The sequence below is a fragment of the Enterobacter sp. MF024 genome, from assembly GCF_005843915.1.
Lineage (GTDB): Bacteria > Pseudomonadota > Gammaproteobacteria > Enterobacterales > Enterobacteriaceae > Enterobacter > Enterobacter barmai.
This window is the reverse complement of sequence record NZ_VCBB01000011.1, coordinates 1-16864: the sequence shown is the minus strand read 5'-3', so window position 1 is coordinate 16864 and position 16864 is coordinate 1. Positions and strand designations below refer to the sequence as shown.

The following is a 16864-nucleotide window of genomic DNA, read 5'->3' as shown; positions in this document are numbered from 1 at the left end:
AAGGGCGAAGTGTATAGTGACAGTATCGGGTTTTGTCCGCATACTGGGTGCTGTCGCTTTTTAAACCAGGAAACAGAACCTCTGACAATGAATTTACAGCATCACTTTCTTATTGCCATGCCTGCTCTCCAGGACCCGATTTTCCGCCGTTCCGTCGTTTATATCTGCGAGTACAGCGAAGAAGGCGCGATGGGGATTATCATCAATAAACCGCTGGAAAATCTTTCTGTTGAAGGCATTCTGGAAAAATTGAAAATTTCCCAGGACGAACGTGTGCCTGAAATTCGTCTCGACAAACCGGTAATGCTCGGTGGCCCGCTGGCAGAAGATCGCGGCTTTATCCTGCATACGCCGCCAGGTTTTTCCTCCAGCATCCGTATCTCTGACAATACCGTTGTGACCACCTCCCGTGACGTGCTGGAGACGCTGGGCACAGAAAAGCAGCCTGCCGATGTGCTGGTGGCGCTCGGTTACTCCTCATGGGAAAAAGGTCAGCTTGAGCAGGAGATCCTGGATAATGCCTGGCTCACCGCCCCGGCAGATTTGAACATTCTGTTTAAAACCCCGATCGCCGATCGCTGGCGTGATGCGGCTAAGCTGATTGGCATTGATATCCAGACCATGCCTGGCGTAGCGGGGCATGCCTGATGAGCGGCACGCTTCTCGCCTTTGATTTCGGCACCAAAAGTATCGGCGTGGCAATCGGCCAGCGCATTACCGGCACCGCTCGCCCATTGACGGCGCTGAAAGCGCAAAACGGCACCCCGGACTGGAACCTGATTGAACGACTGCTGAAAGAGTGGCAGCCGGATGTCGTCATTGTCGGCTTACCGCTGAATATGGATGGCACCGAACAGCCATTAACTGCCCGGGCGCGCAATTTTGCCAATAAAATTCATGGCCGTTTTGGGGTGGCGATCAAGCTGCACGACGAACGGTTAAGCACGGTAGAAGCCCGCGCCGGTCTGTTTGAGCATGGCGGTTTCCGCGCACTTAACAAAGGCAGCGTCGATTCCGCCTCCGCCGTGATTATCCTCGAAAGTTTCTTCGAGCAGGGTTACTGATCCCCCCTTCCCTTTGCCCGGTTCCCCGGGCAAATCACGTTTATTCCGCCAGCAGCGTGGCGTTGAGCGCGGTCAGTTCAGTAAGACGCGTCCGGACGCTCGCATCTTCAATATTCCACATACCGGCAAACGCCAGCGCGGCATGATGCGCGCCCACGGGTAGCGCCATCGACACTTCACCGTCGTCGTGATGCCAGATCACATGCCCCTGCTCGCGCTGCTGGGCCACATGTGGGGCCAGGTTTTGCCACTGCTCGGGCGTAAAGCGAGGGATTAGCGCTTCATCCGTTTCGCTCGCCAGCAGCGACATGCCAATCACCGATTGCCAGGCAGGCAGCATGTGGAAACCGGCCAGCGCCTGGCTGGTCTGGCTGCCGGGAACGGAGTGCCAGATATAGATAACCTGGTCTTCCCACAAAACCCCCAGCGCCACCACGATGTCGCGCGGCGCATGGCGCTCCAGCCGGGGCAGCGCACGTGAGAAGAGCTCAGAGCCACGGATGGACTGCGCCGCCAGGGCATGAATGCCAGGACCTGGAAGATAGCGACGATGATCGTCCTGCATGGTCAGGCCAATGGAGGCCATCGTCATCAGCAAACGGTTAACACGGGTGGTGTTAATCCCCATCAGTCGTGCGAGTTCACGGCAGCCGATGGCGCGGCCGCTGGAAACCAGATACTGCAGACAGCGAATGCCGTCGATAAGACTTTGGTTCGGTTGTGATGACATAGCCGCTTCAATCAGTGCAATCAGAAAGTCGATTTTAGCGCCCGTACCGAAGGAAACAAGGCCGCGAAGCCATTCTCTGCTGCCGCTAACGCATTACAGCCGCCCCTGCGCCCGGCGCTCGGCAAGGCTCTGATCGAAATTCTGCATGCCCGCCTGCTGCCCGGTCTGGATCACGCCGGGCAATTGCCAGGTCTTACCTTCGCGGATCAAATTCGCGGCGGCAGGGGTATTCACCAGCAGCTCAAACAGCGCGACGCGACCCTGCTGGTTATCCCTTTCGAGCTTTTGCGCCAGCACGGCGCGCAGGCTGCCCGCCAGCTGCTTACGTACCGGCTCTTTTTCCTGAGCGGGGAAGGCATCCACCAGCCTCTCTACCGCCTGAGCCGCTCCCCGGGTGTGCAGGGTCGCCAGCACCAGATGCCCCGTTTCGGCGGCGGTGAGCGCAAGGCGGATCGTCTCGCTGTCACGCAGTTCGCCCAGCAGGATCACATCCGGATCTTCACGCAGGGCCGCTCGTAGCCCGTCGGCAAACGACGGACAGTGCAGGCCAATCTCCCGCTGCTGTACCAGGCAGCGCTTGCTCTGATGGATAAACTCCACCGGATCTTCCAGAGTCAGAATATGCCCGTCGCTGTGGTGATTGAGAAAATCGACCATCGCCGCAAGGGTGGTGGATTTGCCGCTGCCTGTGGCCCCGGTCACCAGAATCAGGCCGTTATCGTTGGTCAGCAGCTCGGGTATCGCCCGCGGCGTGCCCAGGGTTCGCAGCTGCGGACACTGCTCTGCAAGCAGCCGCAGCGCCAGCGAACAGCCTTGCGTATGGGCAAAGGCGCTGGCCCGCAGCCGGTGGTGCTCCAGCGCGACGGCAAAATCCACCTGTCCCTGGGCGCACCAGGCTCCCTGCTGCTCATCGCTGAGCCAGCTTTTTAGCAGCATGGCGACATCCGGTCCCGGAAAAGGGGCGAATTCCATTTTCCCGCGCCGCCGCCAGCGTGGTGGCGCGTTACTGCACAGGTGTAGATCCGACACGTTATGCTTTACACTAAGGGCCACAATTTCTTCCATATCCATTTAATGATCCCCGGAAAATGAACGACATTGCGCATAACCTGGCACAGGTCAGGGACAAAATCTCAGCCGCAGCAACGCGTTGCGGCCGTGCTTCAGAAGAAGTTACGTTGCTTGCAGTCAGTAAAACCAAACCTGCGAGCGCCATCGCAGAAGCGATTGACGCAGGCCAGCGCATGTTCGGTGAAAATTACGTGCAGGAAGGGGTGGAAAAGATTCGCCACTTCCGGGAAGCAGGCGCCGCGGATCTGCAGTGGCACTTTATTGGGCCCCTGCAGTCGAACAAAAGCCGGCTGGTGGCGGAGCATTTCGACTGGTGTCATACCGTCGATCGACTGCGCATCGCCACCCGTCTGAGCGAACAGCGCCCGGCAGAAATGCCACCGCTTAACGTGCTGATTCAAATCAATATTAGCGATGAGAACAGCAAATCCGGTATTGCGCTGGAAGCGCTTGATCAGCTGGCGGAACAGGTGGCAGCCATGCCTGGCCTTACGCTTCGCGGGTTAATGGCGATCCCGGCCCCGGAGTCAGATTACGACAGGCAGTTTGCCGTAGCCCGGCAAATGGCTGTAGCATTTGAGGCGCTTAAAACACGCTTCCCAACGGTCGACACGCTTTCACTGGGCATGACGGACGATATGGCTGCCGCGATTGCAGCTGGCAGCACCATGGTGCGCATCGGGACAGCTATTTTCGGCGCGCGCGATTACACCCAATAATAAGGAAACCTGAGGAACGCCATGAAGACGTTGACCTTCCTGCTCTCAACGGTCATTGAACTGTATACGATGGTGCTTTTGTTACGCGTCTGGATGCAGTGGGCCCGTTGTGATTTTTATAACCCCTTCTCGCAGTTTGTCGTGAAAGTCACCCAACCGATTGTCGGGCCGCTGCGCCGGGTGATCCCGCCGATGGGGCCTATTGACAGCGCCTCTCTGCTGATTGCGCTGATCCTGTGCGTGGTAAAAGCGATCGTGCTGTTTATGGTCATCACCTTCCAGCCGATCATCTGGATCGCAGCGGTGTTGATCCTGATAAAAACCATCGGCCTGCTGATTTTCTGGGTGCTGCTGCTGATGGCGATCATGAGTTGGGTAAGCCAGGGCCGTAGCCCGGTGGAATACTCCCTGATTCAGCTCGCCGACCCGCTGCTGCGCCCGATTCGTAATCTGCTGCCAGCCATGGGCGGGATCGACTTCTCCCCGATGATCCTCGTGCTGCTGCTGTACGTCATCAATATGGGTATCGCTGAACTGCTGCAGTCCACAGGCAACGTGCTGCTGCCGGGGCTGTGGATGGCGTTATGAGTGCGGTCAGCACTTGCGCCGACGGGCTGGTTTTACGGCTGTATATTCAGCCGAAAGCCAGCCGTGATTCGATTATCGGGCTGCATGGCGACGAAGTAAAAGTCGCCATCACCGCGCCCCCGGTGGACGGCCAGGCGAATGCCCACCTGGTGAAGTATCTGGCTAAGCAGTTTCGCGTCGCGAAAGGCCATGTGCTGATCGAGAAGGGTGAACTGGGACGCCACAAGCAGGTCAAAATTCTTAATCCGCAACATATCCCGACGGAAGTCGCGGCACTGATACAACAGGATTAACACATGCAAAAAGTTGTTCTCGCTACCGGTAACGCCGGTAAAGTGCGCGAGCTGGCCTCGCTGTTAAATGATTTTGGTCTGGACGTGGTTGCCCAGACCGAGCTGGGCGTGGACTCTGCCGAAGAGACCGGCCTGACGTTTATCGAAAACGCCATTCTGAAGGCGCGCCATGCTGCGCAGGTCACCGGCCTGCCGGCCATTGCCGACGACTCCGGTCTGGCGGTGGACGTGCTTGGCGGTGCGCCTGGAATTTACTCCGCCCGCTATTCCGGCGTCGATGCCAGCGACCAGCAGAACCTTGAAAAGCTGCTGGACGCGCTTAAGGACGTACCGGACGAACAGCGCCAGGCACAGTTCCACTGCGTGCTGGTCTATATGCGCCATGCCGAAGACCCAACGCCGATTGTCTGCCACGGCAGCTGGCCGGGTGTCATCGCCCGCGAGGCAGCTGGCAGCGGCGGCTTTGGCTATGACCCGATTTTCTTTGTCCCGACCGAGGGCAAAACCGCTGCGGAACTGACCCGCGAAGAAAAAAGCGCGATCTCCCACCGTGGACGCGCCCTGAAACTGTTACTGGAAGCATTACGTAATGGCTAATTTGCCACCCCTGAGTCTTTATATTCATATCCCGTGGTGCGTGCAGAAATGCCCGTACTGCGATTTCAACTCGCATGCGCTGAAAGGCGAAGTGCCTCATGACGATTACGTTCAGCATCTGCTTGCCGATCTGGACGCCGACGTCGCTTACGCGCAGGGACGTGAAGTTAAGACCATTTTTATCGGTGGCGGTACGCCGAGCCTGCTCTCTGGCCCGGCGATGCAGACGCTGCTGGATGGCGTGCGTGCGCGCCTTAATCTGGCAGCGGATGCAGAAATTACCATGGAGGCCAATCCGGGAACGGTTGAGGCCGACCGTTTTGTGGAGTATCAGCGCGCCGGGGTGAACCGTATCTCCATTGGCGTGCAGAGCTTCAGCGAGCCGAAGTTAAAGCGTCTGGGCCGAATTCATGGCCCGGATGAGGCGAAGCGCGCCGCCCATCTCGCGACCGGGCTGGGGTTACGCAGCTTCAACCTCGACCTGATGCACGGCCTGCCGGATCAGTCTCTGGCAGAGGCATTGGACGATCTGCGCCAGGCCATTGAGCTGAATCCGCCGCACCTCTCGTGGTATCAGCTGACCATTGAGCCGAACACGCTGTTCGGGTCGCGCCCCCCGGTACTGCCTGATGATGACGCGCTGTGGGATATTTTCGAGCAGGGCCACCAACTGCTGACCGCCGCCGGTTATCAGCAGTACGAAACCTCGGCCTATGCAAAGCCGGGCTATCAGTGTCAGCACAACCTGAACTACTGGCGTTTTGGCGACTACCTGGGCATTGGCTGTGGCGCACACGGCAAAGTGACCTTCCCGGACGGGCGTATTCTGCGCACGGCCAAAACGCGCCATCCGCGCGGCTATATGGAAGGACGCTATCTTGAGCGCAGCCATGATGTCGAAGCCGCAGATAAGCCGTTCGAGTTCTTTATGAACCGCTTCCGCCTGCTGGAAGCCGCACCGCGCGCGGAGTTTACGCTGTATACCGGGTTAGCGGAGTCGGTGATTCGCCCGCAGATTGACGAGGCGCTGGCGCAGGGGTATCTGACCGAGTGCGCAGATTTCTGGCAGATCACCGAGCATGGCAAACTGTTCTTAAACTCCCTTCTCGAGCTATTCCTCGCCGAAGAATCCTGAAGCCTGATTCAGGATTTTGCATCCCGTTCTGCTGGCTGAGGGAAAAGCTGGCAGAGTGTGGGGATGGAAAAATCAAAACAGCTACGAATAAACATGACGCCAGAAGAGGTGCGCCTTTGGTATCTACTTCGGGGACGGCATTTCTATGGCTTCAAGTTTCGCCGCCAGATGCCGGTTGGTTCTTACATCGTTGATTTTGCGTGCTTTAAGGCCCTATTAATTGTTGAACTGGATGGTGGACAGCATCAGGATGATGAAAAGTACGATCTACGCAGAACGGCTTATCTGAATTCGCGTGGCTGGCGTGTGATTCGGTTCTGGAATAACGAATTCAGGGCGAACGAAGAGGGCGTATTGATGGTTATTCTGCAACATCTGCAATGCCTGATTCCCTCACCCTAACCCTCTCCCCATGGGAGAGGGAACTCGTACTCCCTCTCCCATGGGGAGAGGGCCGGGGTGAGGGGCCCAGACCGCACCAACCTACTTCAGCGATCCCACCAGCCCCTTGCGGCTCTCTTCCAGCGAAACCACCCGTTTACACACGTCTTTACCGAATTTCTGGAAATCCGCTTCCTGGTTTTTCCATTCGTTCTGAATAGAGGTTTGCAGACCGCCCAGGCTACCCAGCACGCCCTGCAGCGGGTTGCCGCCGCCCTTCAGCACCGCTTTGGCACCCATCTCGTTAATGCTGTCCTGCAAAATGCCGCCCATCGCCTGGTTCACCAGCTGCTGCCCGTCGGCGCGCACCTGATCGATCGCCTTGTAGTGGAACGTCAGGCCATCGGTACGATGCTCAATAATGCGGTTCATCTGCTCTTTTAACTGCGCGTCCAGTTTGGTCAGGCGCGAGCGCATGTTGCTGCTCTCCCCTACCTCTTTAGCGATGATCTTATCCAGCGCGACGCGGCCTTTTTCCACGCGGGTCTGCGCGCCTTCGTCGATCCACGGCAGCGCGCTGCGCAGATCGGCCTGGTAATCTTTCGCCTGTTCACGTTGGGCGGCGCTGAGCTGGTACTGCTTGCCGTTGAACATCACGTTGCCATCAGGGGTGATCACCAGATTGCCGTTCTCACCTTTTACCTGCACGGTTTGCGGACTGAGGATCACATCGTCGCGCGGCGTGACTTCGCATTTGTACTCTGCGTGAGCAGTCAGAGCCGTGGTCATTAAAGCCGCAGCGAGCAGCGTTTTGCGCATCATATCTTCTCCCTCATACAAAATGGGCCAGCAATTGCTGGCCCCTGATGCTCTATTAGTCCCACCAAATGTCGAAAAGTTCGCTGATGCGCACCTCTTCGAATTTGTGGTCTTCCAGCCACTTACGCACGATGGCCTGGTGTTCTTCGGTGCACTGGCCGATCTCCTGTTTGCAGATCAACCCTTCCCACGCCAGGTAGCCGCTGCCGTCAAACGCCAGCTTGTTCGGCTCGATCACTTCATTGATGAACGCATCCACGTCTTCATCAATTTTTTCTACGCTGGTGCCTTCCGGGAAACGCCATGCAACCGAAAAACCAATTTCCTGAAACTCGTCGATGTGCATTTTCTTACGCAGACGACGGCTACGGTTCTTTGCCATTATTTCACCCTCTCGAACATTAAGTCCCATACGCCGTGACCAAGACGATGGCCACGCTGTTCAAATTTGGTTACCGGACGTGATTCAGGACGCGGCACATAGTCGTTGCTCTGCGACTGGTTTTTATACCCGTCGAGACCTGACATCACTTCCAGCATATGTTCCGCATACTGTTCCCAGTCGGTCGCCATGTGGAAAACACCACCCAGCTTCAGCTTGCTTTTGACCAGTTCGGCAAACGGTGCCTGAACGATACGGCGTTTATTATGACGCGCTTTGTGCCATGGGTCAGGGAAAAAGAGCTGAACCATGTTTAGAGAATTGTCAGGGATCATCTTGTGCAGCACTTCTACCGCGTCGTGACACATGACGCGCAGGTTCTCGACGCCCTCTTCATGGGCCGTCGCCAGGCAAGCGCCTACGCCCGGTGAGTGTACCTCAATACCGAGGAAGTTCTGCTCCGGGCGCGCTTTGGCCATCGTGACCAGCGAAGCGCCCATACCGAAACCGATCTCCAGCGTAATCGGCGCATCGCGGCCAAAGAGTTCAACAAAGTCGAGCGGCTGTTCGGTGAACTCAACGCCCATCACCGGCCAGTAGTTATCCAGCGCGTGCTGCTGCCCTTTTGTCAGGCGCCCCTGACGGCGGACAAAGCTGCGAATACGGCGCAGCGGGCGGCCGTTTTCATCGAATTCCGGTGATATGACGTCGTTTTTCATAAAAGAGTAGTCTGCTTGTGAGAATGTTCGGGAAACGGGCATTATCCAAAGTTAATGACCGGATGCAAGCATGGGAAAGATCCGGTTTACAGCCGCATGCCGCTGTGCTGCAATCTGCGTCCCTGATACCGCAAAGCGAAGACCATGCAAGCCTCTCAATTTTCAGCCCAGGTGCTGGACTGGTACGACAAATACGGGCGTAAAACCCTGCCCTGGCAAACTGAAAAAACACCGTACAAAGTATGGCTCTCAGAGGTGATGTTGCAACAAACGCAGGTCGCGACGGTTATCCCTTATTTTGAGCGCTTTATGGCGCGTTTCCCGACGGTCACCGATCTGGCTAACGCCCCGCTGGACGAAGTGCTGCATCTGTGGACCGGGCTGGGCTATTACGCCCGCGCCCGCAATCTGCACAAAGCCGCCCAGCAGGTGGTGTCGCTGCACGGTGGCATCTTCCCCGAAACCTTCGATGAAGTGGCCGCCCTGCCGGGCGTCGGTCGCTCCACCGCCGGGGCGATCCTCTCCCTTTCTCTGGGCAAACATTTCCCTATTCTCGACGGCAACGTGAAACGCGTGCTGGCGCGCTGCTACGCCGTTGGCGGCTGGCCGGGCAAAAAAGAGGTGGAAAAACGCCTGTGGGAAATCAGTGAAGCGGTGACGCCCGCCAGAGGGGTTGAACGTTTTAACCAGGCGATGATGGATTTAGGGGCGATGGTCTGCACCCGCTCGAAACCTAAATGCGAACTTTGCCCGCTCAATCATCTGTGCGTGGCCTATGCTAACCAGTCGTGGGCGCAGTATCCCGGTAAAAAACCGAAGCAGACCCTGCCAGAGCGTACCGGCTATTTTCTGCTGATGCAGCACGAGAAGACCGTGTACCTCGCCCAGCGTCCTCCAAGCGGATTATGGGGCGGACTGTTCTGCTTCCCGCAGTTTGAGGATGAGGCCGGACTTCGCGACTGGCTGGCGCAGCGCGGCATTAGCGCCGATACTCTTGTGCAGCTCACCGCGTTTCGCCACACCTTCAGCCATTTCCATCTGGATATTGTGCCGATGTGGCTTCCCGTGTCCTCATTCACGGCGTGCATGGATGAAGGCAGCGCTCTCTGGTATAACTTAGCGCAACCGCCATCAGTGGGTCTGGCGGCTCCCGTAGAGCGCCTGTTACAGCAATTACGTGTCGGAGCAACGGTTTAGCTCCGGGCGACAAAGAGGAATCAGTATGGCCAGAACAATTTTTTGCACCTTCCTGCAACGTGAAGCAGAAGGTCAGGACTTCCAGCTTTATCCGGGCGATCTGGGTAAGCGCATCTATAACGAGATCTCAAAAGAAGCGTGGGCGCAGTGGCAGCACAAGCAAACCATGCTGATTAACGAGCGCAAGCTCAATATGATGAACGTTGAACACCGTAAACAGCTCGAAGAAGAGATGGTCAATTTCCTGTTTGAAGGGAAAGAGGTGCACATCGAAGGTTATACGCCGCCAGAAAAATAATACCCAGCGTCTGATGCCGGGTGGCGCTACGCTTGCCCGGCGAAAACAGCCCCGGAACAAACACAACACGCACTCCCGGAATGATGAAAAAATTTTTAGCGCTTGCTCTTGTTGCACCGTTACTTGTTTCGTGTTCCTCCAGTAATAAAGGCGATAGCTATAACGAAGCCTGGGTAAAGGACACCAACGGTTTTGACATTCTGATGGGGCAGTTCGCCCATAACATCGAAAACATATGGGGTTTTAACGAAGTTCTGATCGCCGGTCCAAAGGACTACGTTAAGTACACCGACGGCTACCAGACCCGCAGCCACATCAACTTTGACGAAGGGACTATCACCGTCGAGACCATCGCCGGAACCGATCCTGCCGGACGACTGCGTCAGGCGATCGTTAAAACCCTGCTGATGGGTGACGATCCGGGCTCTATCGATCTCTACTCCGACACCGACGATATCACTATCTCCAGAGAGCCGTTCCTCTATGGTCAGGTGGTGGATCAGACCGGCCAGTCCATCCGCTGGGAAGGCCGCGCCAACAACTTTGCCAACTATCTGCTGCAGACGCGCCTGAAAAGCCGCAGCAACGGCCTGCGCGTGATCTACAGCGTGACCATTAACCTGGTGCCGAACCACCTCGATAAGCGTGCGCATAAATATGTCGGGATGGTACGCCAGGCCTCGCGTAAATACGGTGTGGATGAGTCGCTGATCCTGGCGATTATGCAGACGGAGTCGTCGTTTAACCCTTACGCGGTAAGCCGTTCCGACGCCCTGGGCCTGATGCAGGTTGTGCAGCACAGCGCCGGCAAAGACGTGTTCCGCTCGCAGGGGCGTTCCGGCACCCCGAGCCGCAGCTATCTGTTCGATCCCGCAAGCAACATCGATACCGGCACCGCCTATCTGGCGATGCTGAATAACGTTTACCTGGGCGGCATTGATAACCCGACCTCGCGTCGCTACGCGGTGATCACCGCCTATAACGGTGGCGCAGGCAGCGTGCTGCGCGTCTTCTCCAACGATAAAATCAAGGCGGCGAGCATCATCAACAGCATGTCGCCGGGGGATGTTTATCAGACCCTCACCACCCGTCACCCTTCCGCAGAATCCCGCCGCTACCTCTATAAGGTCAATACGGCTCAGAAGAGCTATCGTAGAAAGTAGTGTGACTTTTTTTACCCTCTCCGTTGTGGAGAGGGTAATCCTTCATTCCTGACCGCCCGCCTTATCCATACGAAATTGTTATTTGCATCACAATCCAAACTGCAAATTAATGTGGATTGCATTTTTTTGCGGGAGGTAACAAAACATAACGCCACTCGCTGATAGAATTGCATCAAATCCAAAACCCAAATGTTTCTACACCAACATACAGCCCGCTCTCTTGTGAGGAAAGTAACATGAACCTTAAGCTGCAGCTTAAAATCTTGTCGTTTCTGCAGTTCTGTCTGTGGGGGAGCTGGCTGACCACGCTCGGCTCCTACATGTTTGTCACGCTCAAATTCGACGGTGCCTCTATCGGCGCTGTCTATAGCTCTTTGGGCATTGCCGCTGTCCTGATGCCGACGCTGCTCGGGATCGTGGCGGACAAATGGATAAGCGCGAAGTGGGTCTATACGCTTTGTCATCTGGTGGGGGCAGGTACGCTGTTTATGGCGGCCGAAGTCACCACGCCAGGGGCGATGTTTATGGTGATCCTGCTTAACTCGCTGGCTTATATGCCAACGCTGGGGCTTATCAACACCATCTCCTACTACCGTCTGAAAAACGCCGGTATGGATATCGTGACCGACTTCCCACCGATCCGTATCTGGGGCACCATCGGCTTTATCATGGCGATGTGGGGCGTGAGCTTCGCAGGCTTCGAACTGAGCCATATGCAGCTCTATATTGGCGCTGCGCTGTCTCTGGTGCTGGCGCTGTTCACCCTGACGCTGCCGCACATTCCGGTCTCTAACCAGCAGAAAAACCAGAGCTGGAGCTCCATGCTCGGCCTGGACGCTTTCGCGCTGTTCAAAAACAAACGCATGGCGATCTTCTTCATCTTCTCCATGCTGCTGGGTGCGGAGCTGCAGATCACCAACATGTTCGGCAACACCTTCCTGCACAGCTTCGATAACGACCCGATGTTCTCCGGGAGCTTTATCGTTGAACATGCCTCGGTGATGATGTCGATTTCCCAGATCTCCGAAACGCTGTTCATCCTGACCATCCCGTTCTTCCTGAGCCGCTATGGCATCAAGAACGTTATGATGATCAGTATCTTCGCGTGGATGCTGCGCTTTGGTCTGTTCGCCTACGGTGACCCGTCAGCCTTCGGTACCGTGCTGCTGGTTCTGTCGATGATTGTCTACGGCTGCGCCTTCGACTTCTTCAACATCTCCGGTTCCGTGTTCGTGGAAAAAGAGGTTCGTCCGGAAATCCGCGCCAGCGCCCAGGGCATGTTCCTGATGATGACCAACGGCTTCGGCTGTATTCTCGGCGGCGTGGTGAGCGGCAAGGTTGTGGAGATGTATACCACTAACGGTATTACTAACTGGCAGCCGGTGTGGCTGATCTTCGCAGGCTACTCACTGGTACTGGCTTTCGCGTTCATGGTGCTGTTCAAGTACAAACATGTTCGTACCCCAACAGGTGCGCAAACCGTCGCGCATTAATCGGTTAAGTCCCCCTCCCTGCGGAGGGGGATTTTTTTTTACTTCAGGACGTAGCCGTATAAACGCTTGATCCCGTCCGCATCCTTCTCGCTGTATACCCCCTGCAATTCCGGTGAAAAACCGGGCAGCAGATTGACGCCCTCTTCCAGCGCCAGGAAGTAACGCTGCACCGCGCCGCCCCAGAGTTCACCCGGCACCACGCACAGCACGCCCGGCGGGTATGGCAGCGCCCCTTCCGCCGCGATGCGCCCTTCGGCTTCGCTAATGCGCACCAGCTCGACGTTACCGCGAATAAAGGCCTGGTTAGCATCCTGCGGGTTCATCACCACGGTGGGCAGGCTCTCTTTGCGGAACATCGCCTTCTGCAGATCTTTCACGTCAAAGCTGACATACAGATCGTGCATCTCCTGGCAGAGCTGGCGCAGCGTGTAGTCGCGGTAGCTCACCGGATATTTGTTCCAGATGGTCGGCAGAACATCCGCCAGCGGGGTATCGTCTTCGATGTGCTGCTCAAACTGGGCCAGCATCGCCACCAGCTGCGCCATTTTTTCGGCGCTCTCCGCCGGGGTCAGCAGGAAGAGAATGGAGTTGAGATCGCACTTCTCCGGGACAATGCCTTTCTCACGCAGGTAGTGCGCCAGAATGGTCGCCGGAATACCAAAATCGGTATATTCCCCGCTTTCGGCGTCGATGCCCGGCGTGGTCAGCAGCAGTTTACAGGGGTCGACAAAGTATTGCTGGTCGGCATAGCCCTCAAAGCCGTGCCATTTCGCCCCCGGTTCAAAGCTGAAGAAGCGCAGCTCGCTGGCAATCGCGTGGGTTGGGTGATCCTGCCACGGACGTCCGGCCACGACCGGCGGGATAAACGGCTTAATCATCTTACAGTTGGCAATAATCGCCTTGCGCGCTTCAATGCCCAGCTCAACGCACTCTGCCCACAGCCGACGCCCGCTCTCCCCTTCGTGGATCTTGGCGTTCACGTCGAGGGCCGCAAACAGCGGGTAGAACGGGCTTGTAGAGGCGTGCATCATGAAGGCGTTGTTGAGCCGCTTATGCGGGCAGAAACGCGCCTGGCCGCGGATATGGTTATCCTTTTTATGGATCTGCGAAGTCTGGGAGAACCCGGCCTGCTGTTTGTGCACCGACTGGGTGACAAAGATCCCCGGATCGTTGGCGTTCAGCTCCAGCAGCAGCGGCGAACTGTCCGCCATCATCGGGATAAACTGCTCGTAACCCACCCACGCGGAGTCAAACAGGATGTAGTCGCAGAGCTGGCCAATCTTGTCGATCACCTGGCGGGCGTTATAGATGGTGCCGTCATAAGTGCCGAGCTGGATCACCGCCAGGCGGAACGGACGCGCTTCACGGGCTTTTTCCGGAGCGACTTCACGGATCAGCTCCCGCAGGTAGGCCTCGTCAAAACAGCGGTCATCAATGCCGCCAATAAAGCCAAACGGGTTGCGCGCCGCTTCGAGATAAACCGGCGTGGCACCGGCCTGAATCAGGGCGCCATGGTGGTTGGACTTATGGTTGTTGCGGTCGAACAGCACCAGATCGCCACGGGTCAGCAGCGCATTGGTCACCACCTTGTTGGCGGCCGAGGTGCCGTTGAGAACGAAGTAGGTTTTGTCGGCGTTAAACACTTTCGCCGCGAACTTTTGCGCATGTTTGGCGGAACCTTCGTGGATCAGCAGATCGCCAAGCTTCACGTCGGCGTTGCACATATCGGCACGAAAGACGTTCTCACCGAAGAAATCGAAAAACTGACGCCCTGCAGGGTGCTTCTTAAAGAACGCGCCGTGCTGGTGCCCCGGACAGGCAAAGGTGCTGTTGTCCATCGCCACGTACTGAGTGAGGGTGTCGAAAAACGGCGGCAACAGGTTCTCTTCGTAGCGACAGGCGGCGGCTTCCAGCTCTAACCACTCCTGCGCTTTGCCGTCGATCACCGCATCGACACCCGCAGGGGCTTCTACAGGCTCTGTTGAGAACATATAGACAGGCAGATGGAAACCGGTGCGTTTCAGTAACGCGAGGATGCCGCTGTGACTGTCAGCGACGGTAATGACGACTGCCGCCACATCCGTAAAATCTGTGTTATCCAGCGTCACCACTTCCCGGTGCGTGGATAAGGCGGACGCCAGCTCGCGGCTGACGGCAATTTTCATTGATTTCATAAGCGCAAATACCCGTGCAAGGCGAGAAAAAGCCCCGGACAGGGAGTCCCCCTGCCCAACGAATGTGTCTGACCGGAGTTCAGCTCCGACCGCCAGACATCAGTAAAAACAGAACGCGTCTGGTTTTACTGTTGTCCTGCAGTGAGCCTGCGTTACCCTCACCGCATGGTGAGCGTAGAATAAGATGTGTCGATACGGCCAGCCATTCGCACAGCGAGAGAAGATCTGTTCATGGGCGGCCCCGTATCTGAGAGAAGAAAATTCGCGCAATAATGTCACCTTTCATAAGGTGGTGCAAGAAGGAATCTTTATGCAAAATACGTCATTACATTTGGCGATTACTCACTGAAAAGAGTAATAATAATGCAATATCAATGAGTAAATAACAGGAGTTCGCAGTGGTTATTGGACCATTTATTAACGCAGGTGCGGTGCTGCTGGGCGGCGTGCTGGGCGCCGTGCTGAGCCAGCGATTACCGGAGCGTATTCGCTCCTCCATGCCCTCGATCTTCGGCCTGGCCTCACTAGGTATTGGTATTCTGCTGGTCATCAAGTGCGCCAACCTGCCGGTAATGGTGCTGGCAACGCTGCTTGGAGCGCTGATTGGCGAGTTTTGCTATCTGGAGAAGGGTATTAATGGTGCCGTCAGCAGAGCGAAAAATCTGCTCTCGCGGGGTAAACAGAAAGGCGGCGGTCACGACGCGTTTATCCAGAACTATGTGGCCATCATTATTCTGTTCTGCGCCAGCGGTACGGGGATTTTTGGTTCGATGCAGGAAGGAATGACCGGCGATCCGAGCATACTGATCGCGAAAGCCTTTCTCGATTTCTTTACCGCCACCATCTTTGCGACCACACTCGGTATTGCCGTCGCCGCCATCTGCGTGCCGATGCTGCTTATCCAACTCGCCCTGGCAACCTGCGCCACGCTGATACTGCCGCTGACAACCCCGGCAATGATGGCTGACTTCACCGCCGTCGGTGGCCTGCTGCTGCTGGCGACGGGTTTGAGGATCTGTGGGATCAAGATGTTTGCGGTGGTGAATATGCTGCCTGCGCTGGTGATCGCCATGCCGCTCTCTGCCCTGTGGACTGCGTTTTTTGCCTGATATTGCAGCGAAATGGCGACAGAGTGTGCGGTCAGTAGCGAAATTAACAAATATCGTTGACGGCAGAGGGTAGATCGGGTTTAATGCGCCCCGTTGCCCGGATAGCTCAGTCGGTAGAGCAGGGGATTGAAAATCCCCGTGTCCTTGGTTCGATTCCGAGTCCGGGCACCACTATTTAAAGAACCCGCCCAAAAGGCGGGTTTTTGCTTTTGCAGAACCGAACTTTCATCGCTCTCTATTAACTCTTCTTTAATGGCCCTAAATTTGCTACCCATACGCGTTGCGAAGGTTTTAACTTCTGCAACACAGTCCTGCGTCTATCTGGCTTCTTATGGCCGTCCAGACACTATACAGTCAATGATTAAGAGCGCCCTTCGCTAACAAACGGCGTTACGCCTTTTTCGCGCTGTAGACTTCTTCCCCAGAGAAGGTCGGTTCAGCCCAGAAGTTGATATTGAACTGGGCGTCATCCGTCATCTCAATACGGTGCCAGTACTGCGGTGGGCTGGTCGCGAAGTTACCTGCGTTAATCACAACCTTCACTTCTGGTTCTGTTGCCTCTGCGTTCGCGAAGCCGTAATAGGTTACGGTCCCTTCCATCACACAAAGCTGCCCAAAGATGCCAGCTGCGGTATTGTGGTGGCTCAGAAGCGCTGCAGGAACGTTATCTTTAGTGAAGAAGGGAGTTGAACGTTTGATTGTCCAGTTTTTGGGGATTCTTTGATGGCTCATAATGACCTCCGACTTAAAACATGCATTTAAATTACATGTTTATGATAAGCCTGTAAAGCCCATTTGATAATAACTCTCATTTCTATTATTAATGGAGGATATATGACAGAGAATTGTTTTTTGTAGGCCCGGTAAGCGCAGCGCCACCGGGCAGGACGGGCACAAACGCAAAAAGCCCGTCCTTGCGGACGGGCTCTTGG

20 protein-coding genes and 1 tRNA gene are annotated in these 16864 nt (G+C 56.2%); 14 read left to right on the top strand and 7 right to left on the bottom strand.

The genetic code is table 11. The features are described from left to right. The first annotated feature begins 87 nt into the window (after positions 1-87). Together FFB58_RS16840 and ruvX are read left to right on the top strand one after the other, a co-directional pair. Positions 88-648 carry a YqgE/AlgH family protein gene (locus FFB58_RS16840; protein WP_039029803.1) on the top strand — a complete coding sequence of 187 codons (561 nt, stop codon included), beginning with the start codon at positions 88-90 and terminating at the stop codon, positions 646-648. Further along, entirely contained in the window at positions 648-1064 is a 417-nt protein-coding gene (gene ruvX, locus FFB58_RS16835; RefSeq protein WP_103792614.1) for a Holliday junction resolvase RuvX, read from the top strand. Before FFB58_RS16840 ends, ruvX begins: the two co-directional genes overlap by 1 nt. 40 nt (positions 1065-1104) lie before the next feature. Here the strand turns inward: ruvX and FFB58_RS16830 are convergent, their stop codons facing one another. Next, complete coding sequence (locus FFB58_RS16830; protein ID WP_138370488.1) at positions 1105-1794, bottom strand: IclR family transcriptional regulator; 690 nt, start codon at positions 1792-1794, stop codon at positions 1105-1107. 93 nt (positions 1795-1887) lie between these two features. Continuing rightward, entirely contained in the window at positions 1888-2865 is a 978-nt protein-coding gene (locus FFB58_RS16825; RefSeq protein ID WP_138370487.1) for a type IV pilus twitching motility protein PilT, read from the bottom strand. Positions 2866-2882: 17 nt separating this feature from the next. Between FFB58_RS16825 and FFB58_RS16820 the strand changes: the two genes are divergently transcribed. The 6 genes from FFB58_RS16820 (at position 2883) to FFB58_RS16795 (ending at position 6599) form a co-directional block, all read left to right on the top strand. Next, positions 2883-3584, top strand: coding sequence for a YggS family pyridoxal phosphate-dependent enzyme (locus FFB58_RS16820; protein WP_138370486.1), 702 nt, complete (start codon positions 2883-2885; stop codon positions 3582-3584). 21 nt (positions 3585-3605) lie between these two features. Further along, on the top strand, positions 3606-4172 hold the full coding sequence (locus tag FFB58_RS16815) for a YggT family protein (RefSeq protein WP_039029798.1): 567 nt from the start codon (positions 3606-3608) through the stop codon (positions 4170-4172). Further along, on the top strand, positions 4169-4465 hold the full coding sequence (gene yggU, locus FFB58_RS16810; RefSeq protein WP_039029797.1) for a DUF167 family protein YggU: 297 nt from the start codon (positions 4169-4171) through the stop codon (positions 4463-4465). The genes FFB58_RS16815 and yggU overlap by 4 nt, the downstream gene beginning before the upstream one ends. Before the next feature lie 3 nt (positions 4466-4468). Next, the gene (locus tag FFB58_RS16805; RefSeq protein WP_138370485.1) at positions 4469-5062 is read left to right on the top strand and encodes an XTP/dITP diphosphatase; all 594 of its coding nucleotides are present in this window, start codon (positions 4469-4471) and stop codon (positions 5060-5062) included. Further along, positions 5055-6197, top strand: a complete 1143-nt coding sequence (hemW, locus tag FFB58_RS16800; protein ID WP_138370484.1) for a radical SAM family heme chaperone HemW — start codon at positions 5055-5057, stop codon at positions 6195-6197. Before FFB58_RS16805 ends, hemW begins: the two co-directional genes overlap by 8 nt. Positions 6198-6260: 63 nt before the next feature. Continuing rightward, positions 6261-6599, top strand: a complete 339-nt coding sequence (locus tag FFB58_RS16795) for an endonuclease domain-containing protein (RefSeq protein WP_138370483.1) — start codon at positions 6261-6263, stop codon at positions 6597-6599. An 81-nt stretch (positions 6600-6680) separates the two neighbouring features. On the opposite strand, the gene FFB58_RS16790 is transcribed toward FFB58_RS16795, so the two are convergent. Genes FFB58_RS16790 through trmB form a run of 3 tightly spaced genes read right to left on the bottom strand, consistent with a single transcriptional unit; the run spans position 6681 to position 8498 of the window. After that, positions 6681-7400 (bottom strand): DUF2884 domain-containing protein, encoded by a 720-nt coding sequence (locus tag FFB58_RS16790; RefSeq protein ID WP_138370482.1) that lies wholly within the window; start codon positions 7398-7400, stop codon positions 6681-6683. 52 nt (positions 7401-7452) lie between these two features. Further along, the gene (locus FFB58_RS16785; protein WP_039029792.1) at positions 7453-7779 is read right to left on the bottom strand and encodes a YggL family protein; all 327 of its coding nucleotides are present in this window, start codon (positions 7777-7779) and stop codon (positions 7453-7455) included. Next, on the bottom strand, positions 7779-8498 hold the full coding sequence (trmB, locus tag FFB58_RS16780; RefSeq protein WP_039029791.1) for a tRNA (guanosine(46)-N7)-methyltransferase TrmB: 720 nt from the start codon (positions 8496-8498) through the stop codon (positions 7779-7781). The genes FFB58_RS16785 and trmB overlap by 1 nt, the downstream gene beginning before the upstream one ends. 144 nt (positions 8499-8642) lie before the next feature. Here trmB and mutY point away from each other — a divergent pair, with 144 nt between their 5' ends. The 4 genes from mutY (at position 8643) to FFB58_RS16760 (ending at position 12649) form a co-directional block, all read left to right on the top strand. Next, on the top strand, positions 8643-9695 hold the full coding sequence (mutY, locus tag FFB58_RS16775) for an A/G-specific adenine glycosylase (protein WP_138370481.1): 1053 nt from the start codon (positions 8643-8645) through the stop codon (positions 9693-9695). Positions 9696-9720: 25 nt separating this feature from the next. After that, positions 9721-9993: an oxidative damage protection protein gene (locus tag FFB58_RS16770; protein ID WP_039029789.1), complete on the top strand. Its 273-nt coding sequence runs from the start codon at positions 9721-9723 to the stop codon at positions 9991-9993. Positions 9994-10076: 83 nt separating this feature from the next. Next, entirely contained in the window at positions 10077-11156 is a 1080-nt protein-coding gene (mltC, locus tag FFB58_RS16765; protein WP_039030108.1) for a membrane-bound lytic murein transglycosylase MltC, read from the top strand. A 236-nt stretch (positions 11157-11392) separates the two neighbouring features. Then, on the top strand, positions 11393-12649 hold the full coding sequence (locus tag FFB58_RS16760) for a nucleoside permease (RefSeq protein ID WP_138370480.1): 1257 nt from the start codon (positions 11393-11395) through the stop codon (positions 12647-12649). 38 nt (positions 12650-12687) lie between these two features. Here FFB58_RS16760 and FFB58_RS16755 read toward each other — a convergent pair whose 3' ends face one another. Beyond that, complete coding sequence (locus FFB58_RS16755) at positions 12688-14823, bottom strand: ornithine decarboxylase (RefSeq protein WP_138370479.1); 2136 nt, start codon at positions 14821-14823, stop codon at positions 12688-12690. A 398-nt stretch (positions 14824-15221) separates the two neighbouring features. Here FFB58_RS16755 and FFB58_RS16750 point away from each other — a divergent pair, with 398 nt between their 5' ends. Together FFB58_RS16750 and FFB58_RS16745 are read left to right on the top strand one after the other, a co-directional pair. Continuing rightward, positions 15222-15932 (top strand): DUF554 domain-containing protein, encoded by a 711-nt coding sequence (locus FFB58_RS16750; protein ID WP_039029786.1) that lies wholly within the window; start codon positions 15222-15224, stop codon positions 15930-15932. 95 nt (positions 15933-16027) lie between these two features. Beyond that, positions 16028-16103, top strand: a tRNA-Phe gene (locus tag FFB58_RS16745). Between the two features lie 219 nt (positions 16104-16322). Here FFB58_RS16745 and FFB58_RS16740 read toward each other — a convergent pair. Then, entirely contained in the window at positions 16323-16664 is a 342-nt protein-coding gene (locus FFB58_RS16740) for a DUF1971 domain-containing protein (protein ID WP_138370478.1), read from the bottom strand. Between the last annotated feature and the right edge of the window lie 200 nt (positions 16665-16864).

What these genes read in the sequence shown, in the direction of transcription:
- FFB58_RS16840 (WP_039029803.1), top strand. Translation starts at nt 88, where the DNA reads ATGAATTTACAGCATCACTTTCTTATTGCCATGCCTGCTCTCCAGGAC.
- ruvX (WP_103792614.1), top strand. Translation starts at nt 648, where the DNA reads ATGAGCGGCACGCTTCTCGCCTTTGATTTCGGCACCAAAAGTATCGGC.
- FFB58_RS16830 (WP_138370488.1), bottom strand. Translation starts at nt 1,794, where the DNA reads ATGTCATCACAACCGAACCAAAGTCTTATCGACGGCATTCGCTGTCTG.
- FFB58_RS16825 (WP_138370487.1), bottom strand. Translation starts at nt 2,865, where the DNA reads ATGGATATGGAAGAAATTGTGGCCCTTAGTGTAAAGCATAACGTGTCG.
- FFB58_RS16820 (WP_138370486.1), top strand. Translation starts at nt 2,883, where the DNA reads ATGAACGACATTGCGCATAACCTGGCACAGGTCAGGGACAAAATCTCA.
- FFB58_RS16815 (WP_039029798.1), top strand. Translation starts at nt 3,606, where the DNA reads ATGAAGACGTTGACCTTCCTGCTCTCAACGGTCATTGAACTGTATACG.
- yggU (WP_039029797.1), top strand. Translation starts at nt 4,169, where the DNA reads ATGAGTGCGGTCAGCACTTGCGCCGACGGGCTGGTTTTACGGCTGTAT.
- FFB58_RS16805 (WP_138370485.1), top strand. Translation starts at nt 4,469, where the DNA reads ATGCAAAAAGTTGTTCTCGCTACCGGTAACGCCGGTAAAGTGCGCGAG.
- hemW (WP_138370484.1), top strand. Translation starts at nt 5,055, where the DNA reads ATGGCTAATTTGCCACCCCTGAGTCTTTATATTCATATCCCGTGGTGC.
- FFB58_RS16795 (WP_138370483.1), top strand. Translation starts at nt 6,261, where the DNA reads ATGGAAAAATCAAAACAGCTACGAATAAACATGACGCCAGAAGAGGTG.
- FFB58_RS16790 (WP_138370482.1), bottom strand. Translation starts at nt 7,400, where the DNA reads ATGATGCGCAAAACGCTGCTCGCTGCGGCTTTAATGACCACGGCTCTG.
- FFB58_RS16785 (WP_039029792.1), bottom strand. Translation starts at nt 7,779, where the DNA reads ATGGCAAAGAACCGTAGCCGTCGTCTGCGTAAGAAAATGCACATCGAC.
- trmB (WP_039029791.1), bottom strand. Translation starts at nt 8,498, where the DNA reads ATGAAAAACGACGTCATATCACCGGAATTCGATGAAAACGGCCGCCCG.
- mutY (WP_138370481.1), top strand. Translation starts at nt 8,643, where the DNA reads ATGCAAGCCTCTCAATTTTCAGCCCAGGTGCTGGACTGGTACGACAAA.
- FFB58_RS16770 (WP_039029789.1), top strand. Translation starts at nt 9,721, where the DNA reads ATGGCCAGAACAATTTTTTGCACCTTCCTGCAACGTGAAGCAGAAGGT.
- mltC (WP_039030108.1), top strand. Translation starts at nt 10,077, where the DNA reads ATGAAAAAATTTTTAGCGCTTGCTCTTGTTGCACCGTTACTTGTTTCG.
- FFB58_RS16760 (WP_138370480.1), top strand. Translation starts at nt 11,393, where the DNA reads ATGAACCTTAAGCTGCAGCTTAAAATCTTGTCGTTTCTGCAGTTCTGT.
- FFB58_RS16755 (WP_138370479.1), bottom strand. Translation starts at nt 14,823, where the DNA reads ATGAAATCAATGAAAATTGCCGTCAGCCGCGAGCTGGCGTCCGCCTTA.
- FFB58_RS16740 (WP_138370478.1), bottom strand. Translation starts at nt 16,664, where the DNA reads ATGAGCCATCAAAGAATCCCCAAAAACTGGACAATCAAACGTTCAACT.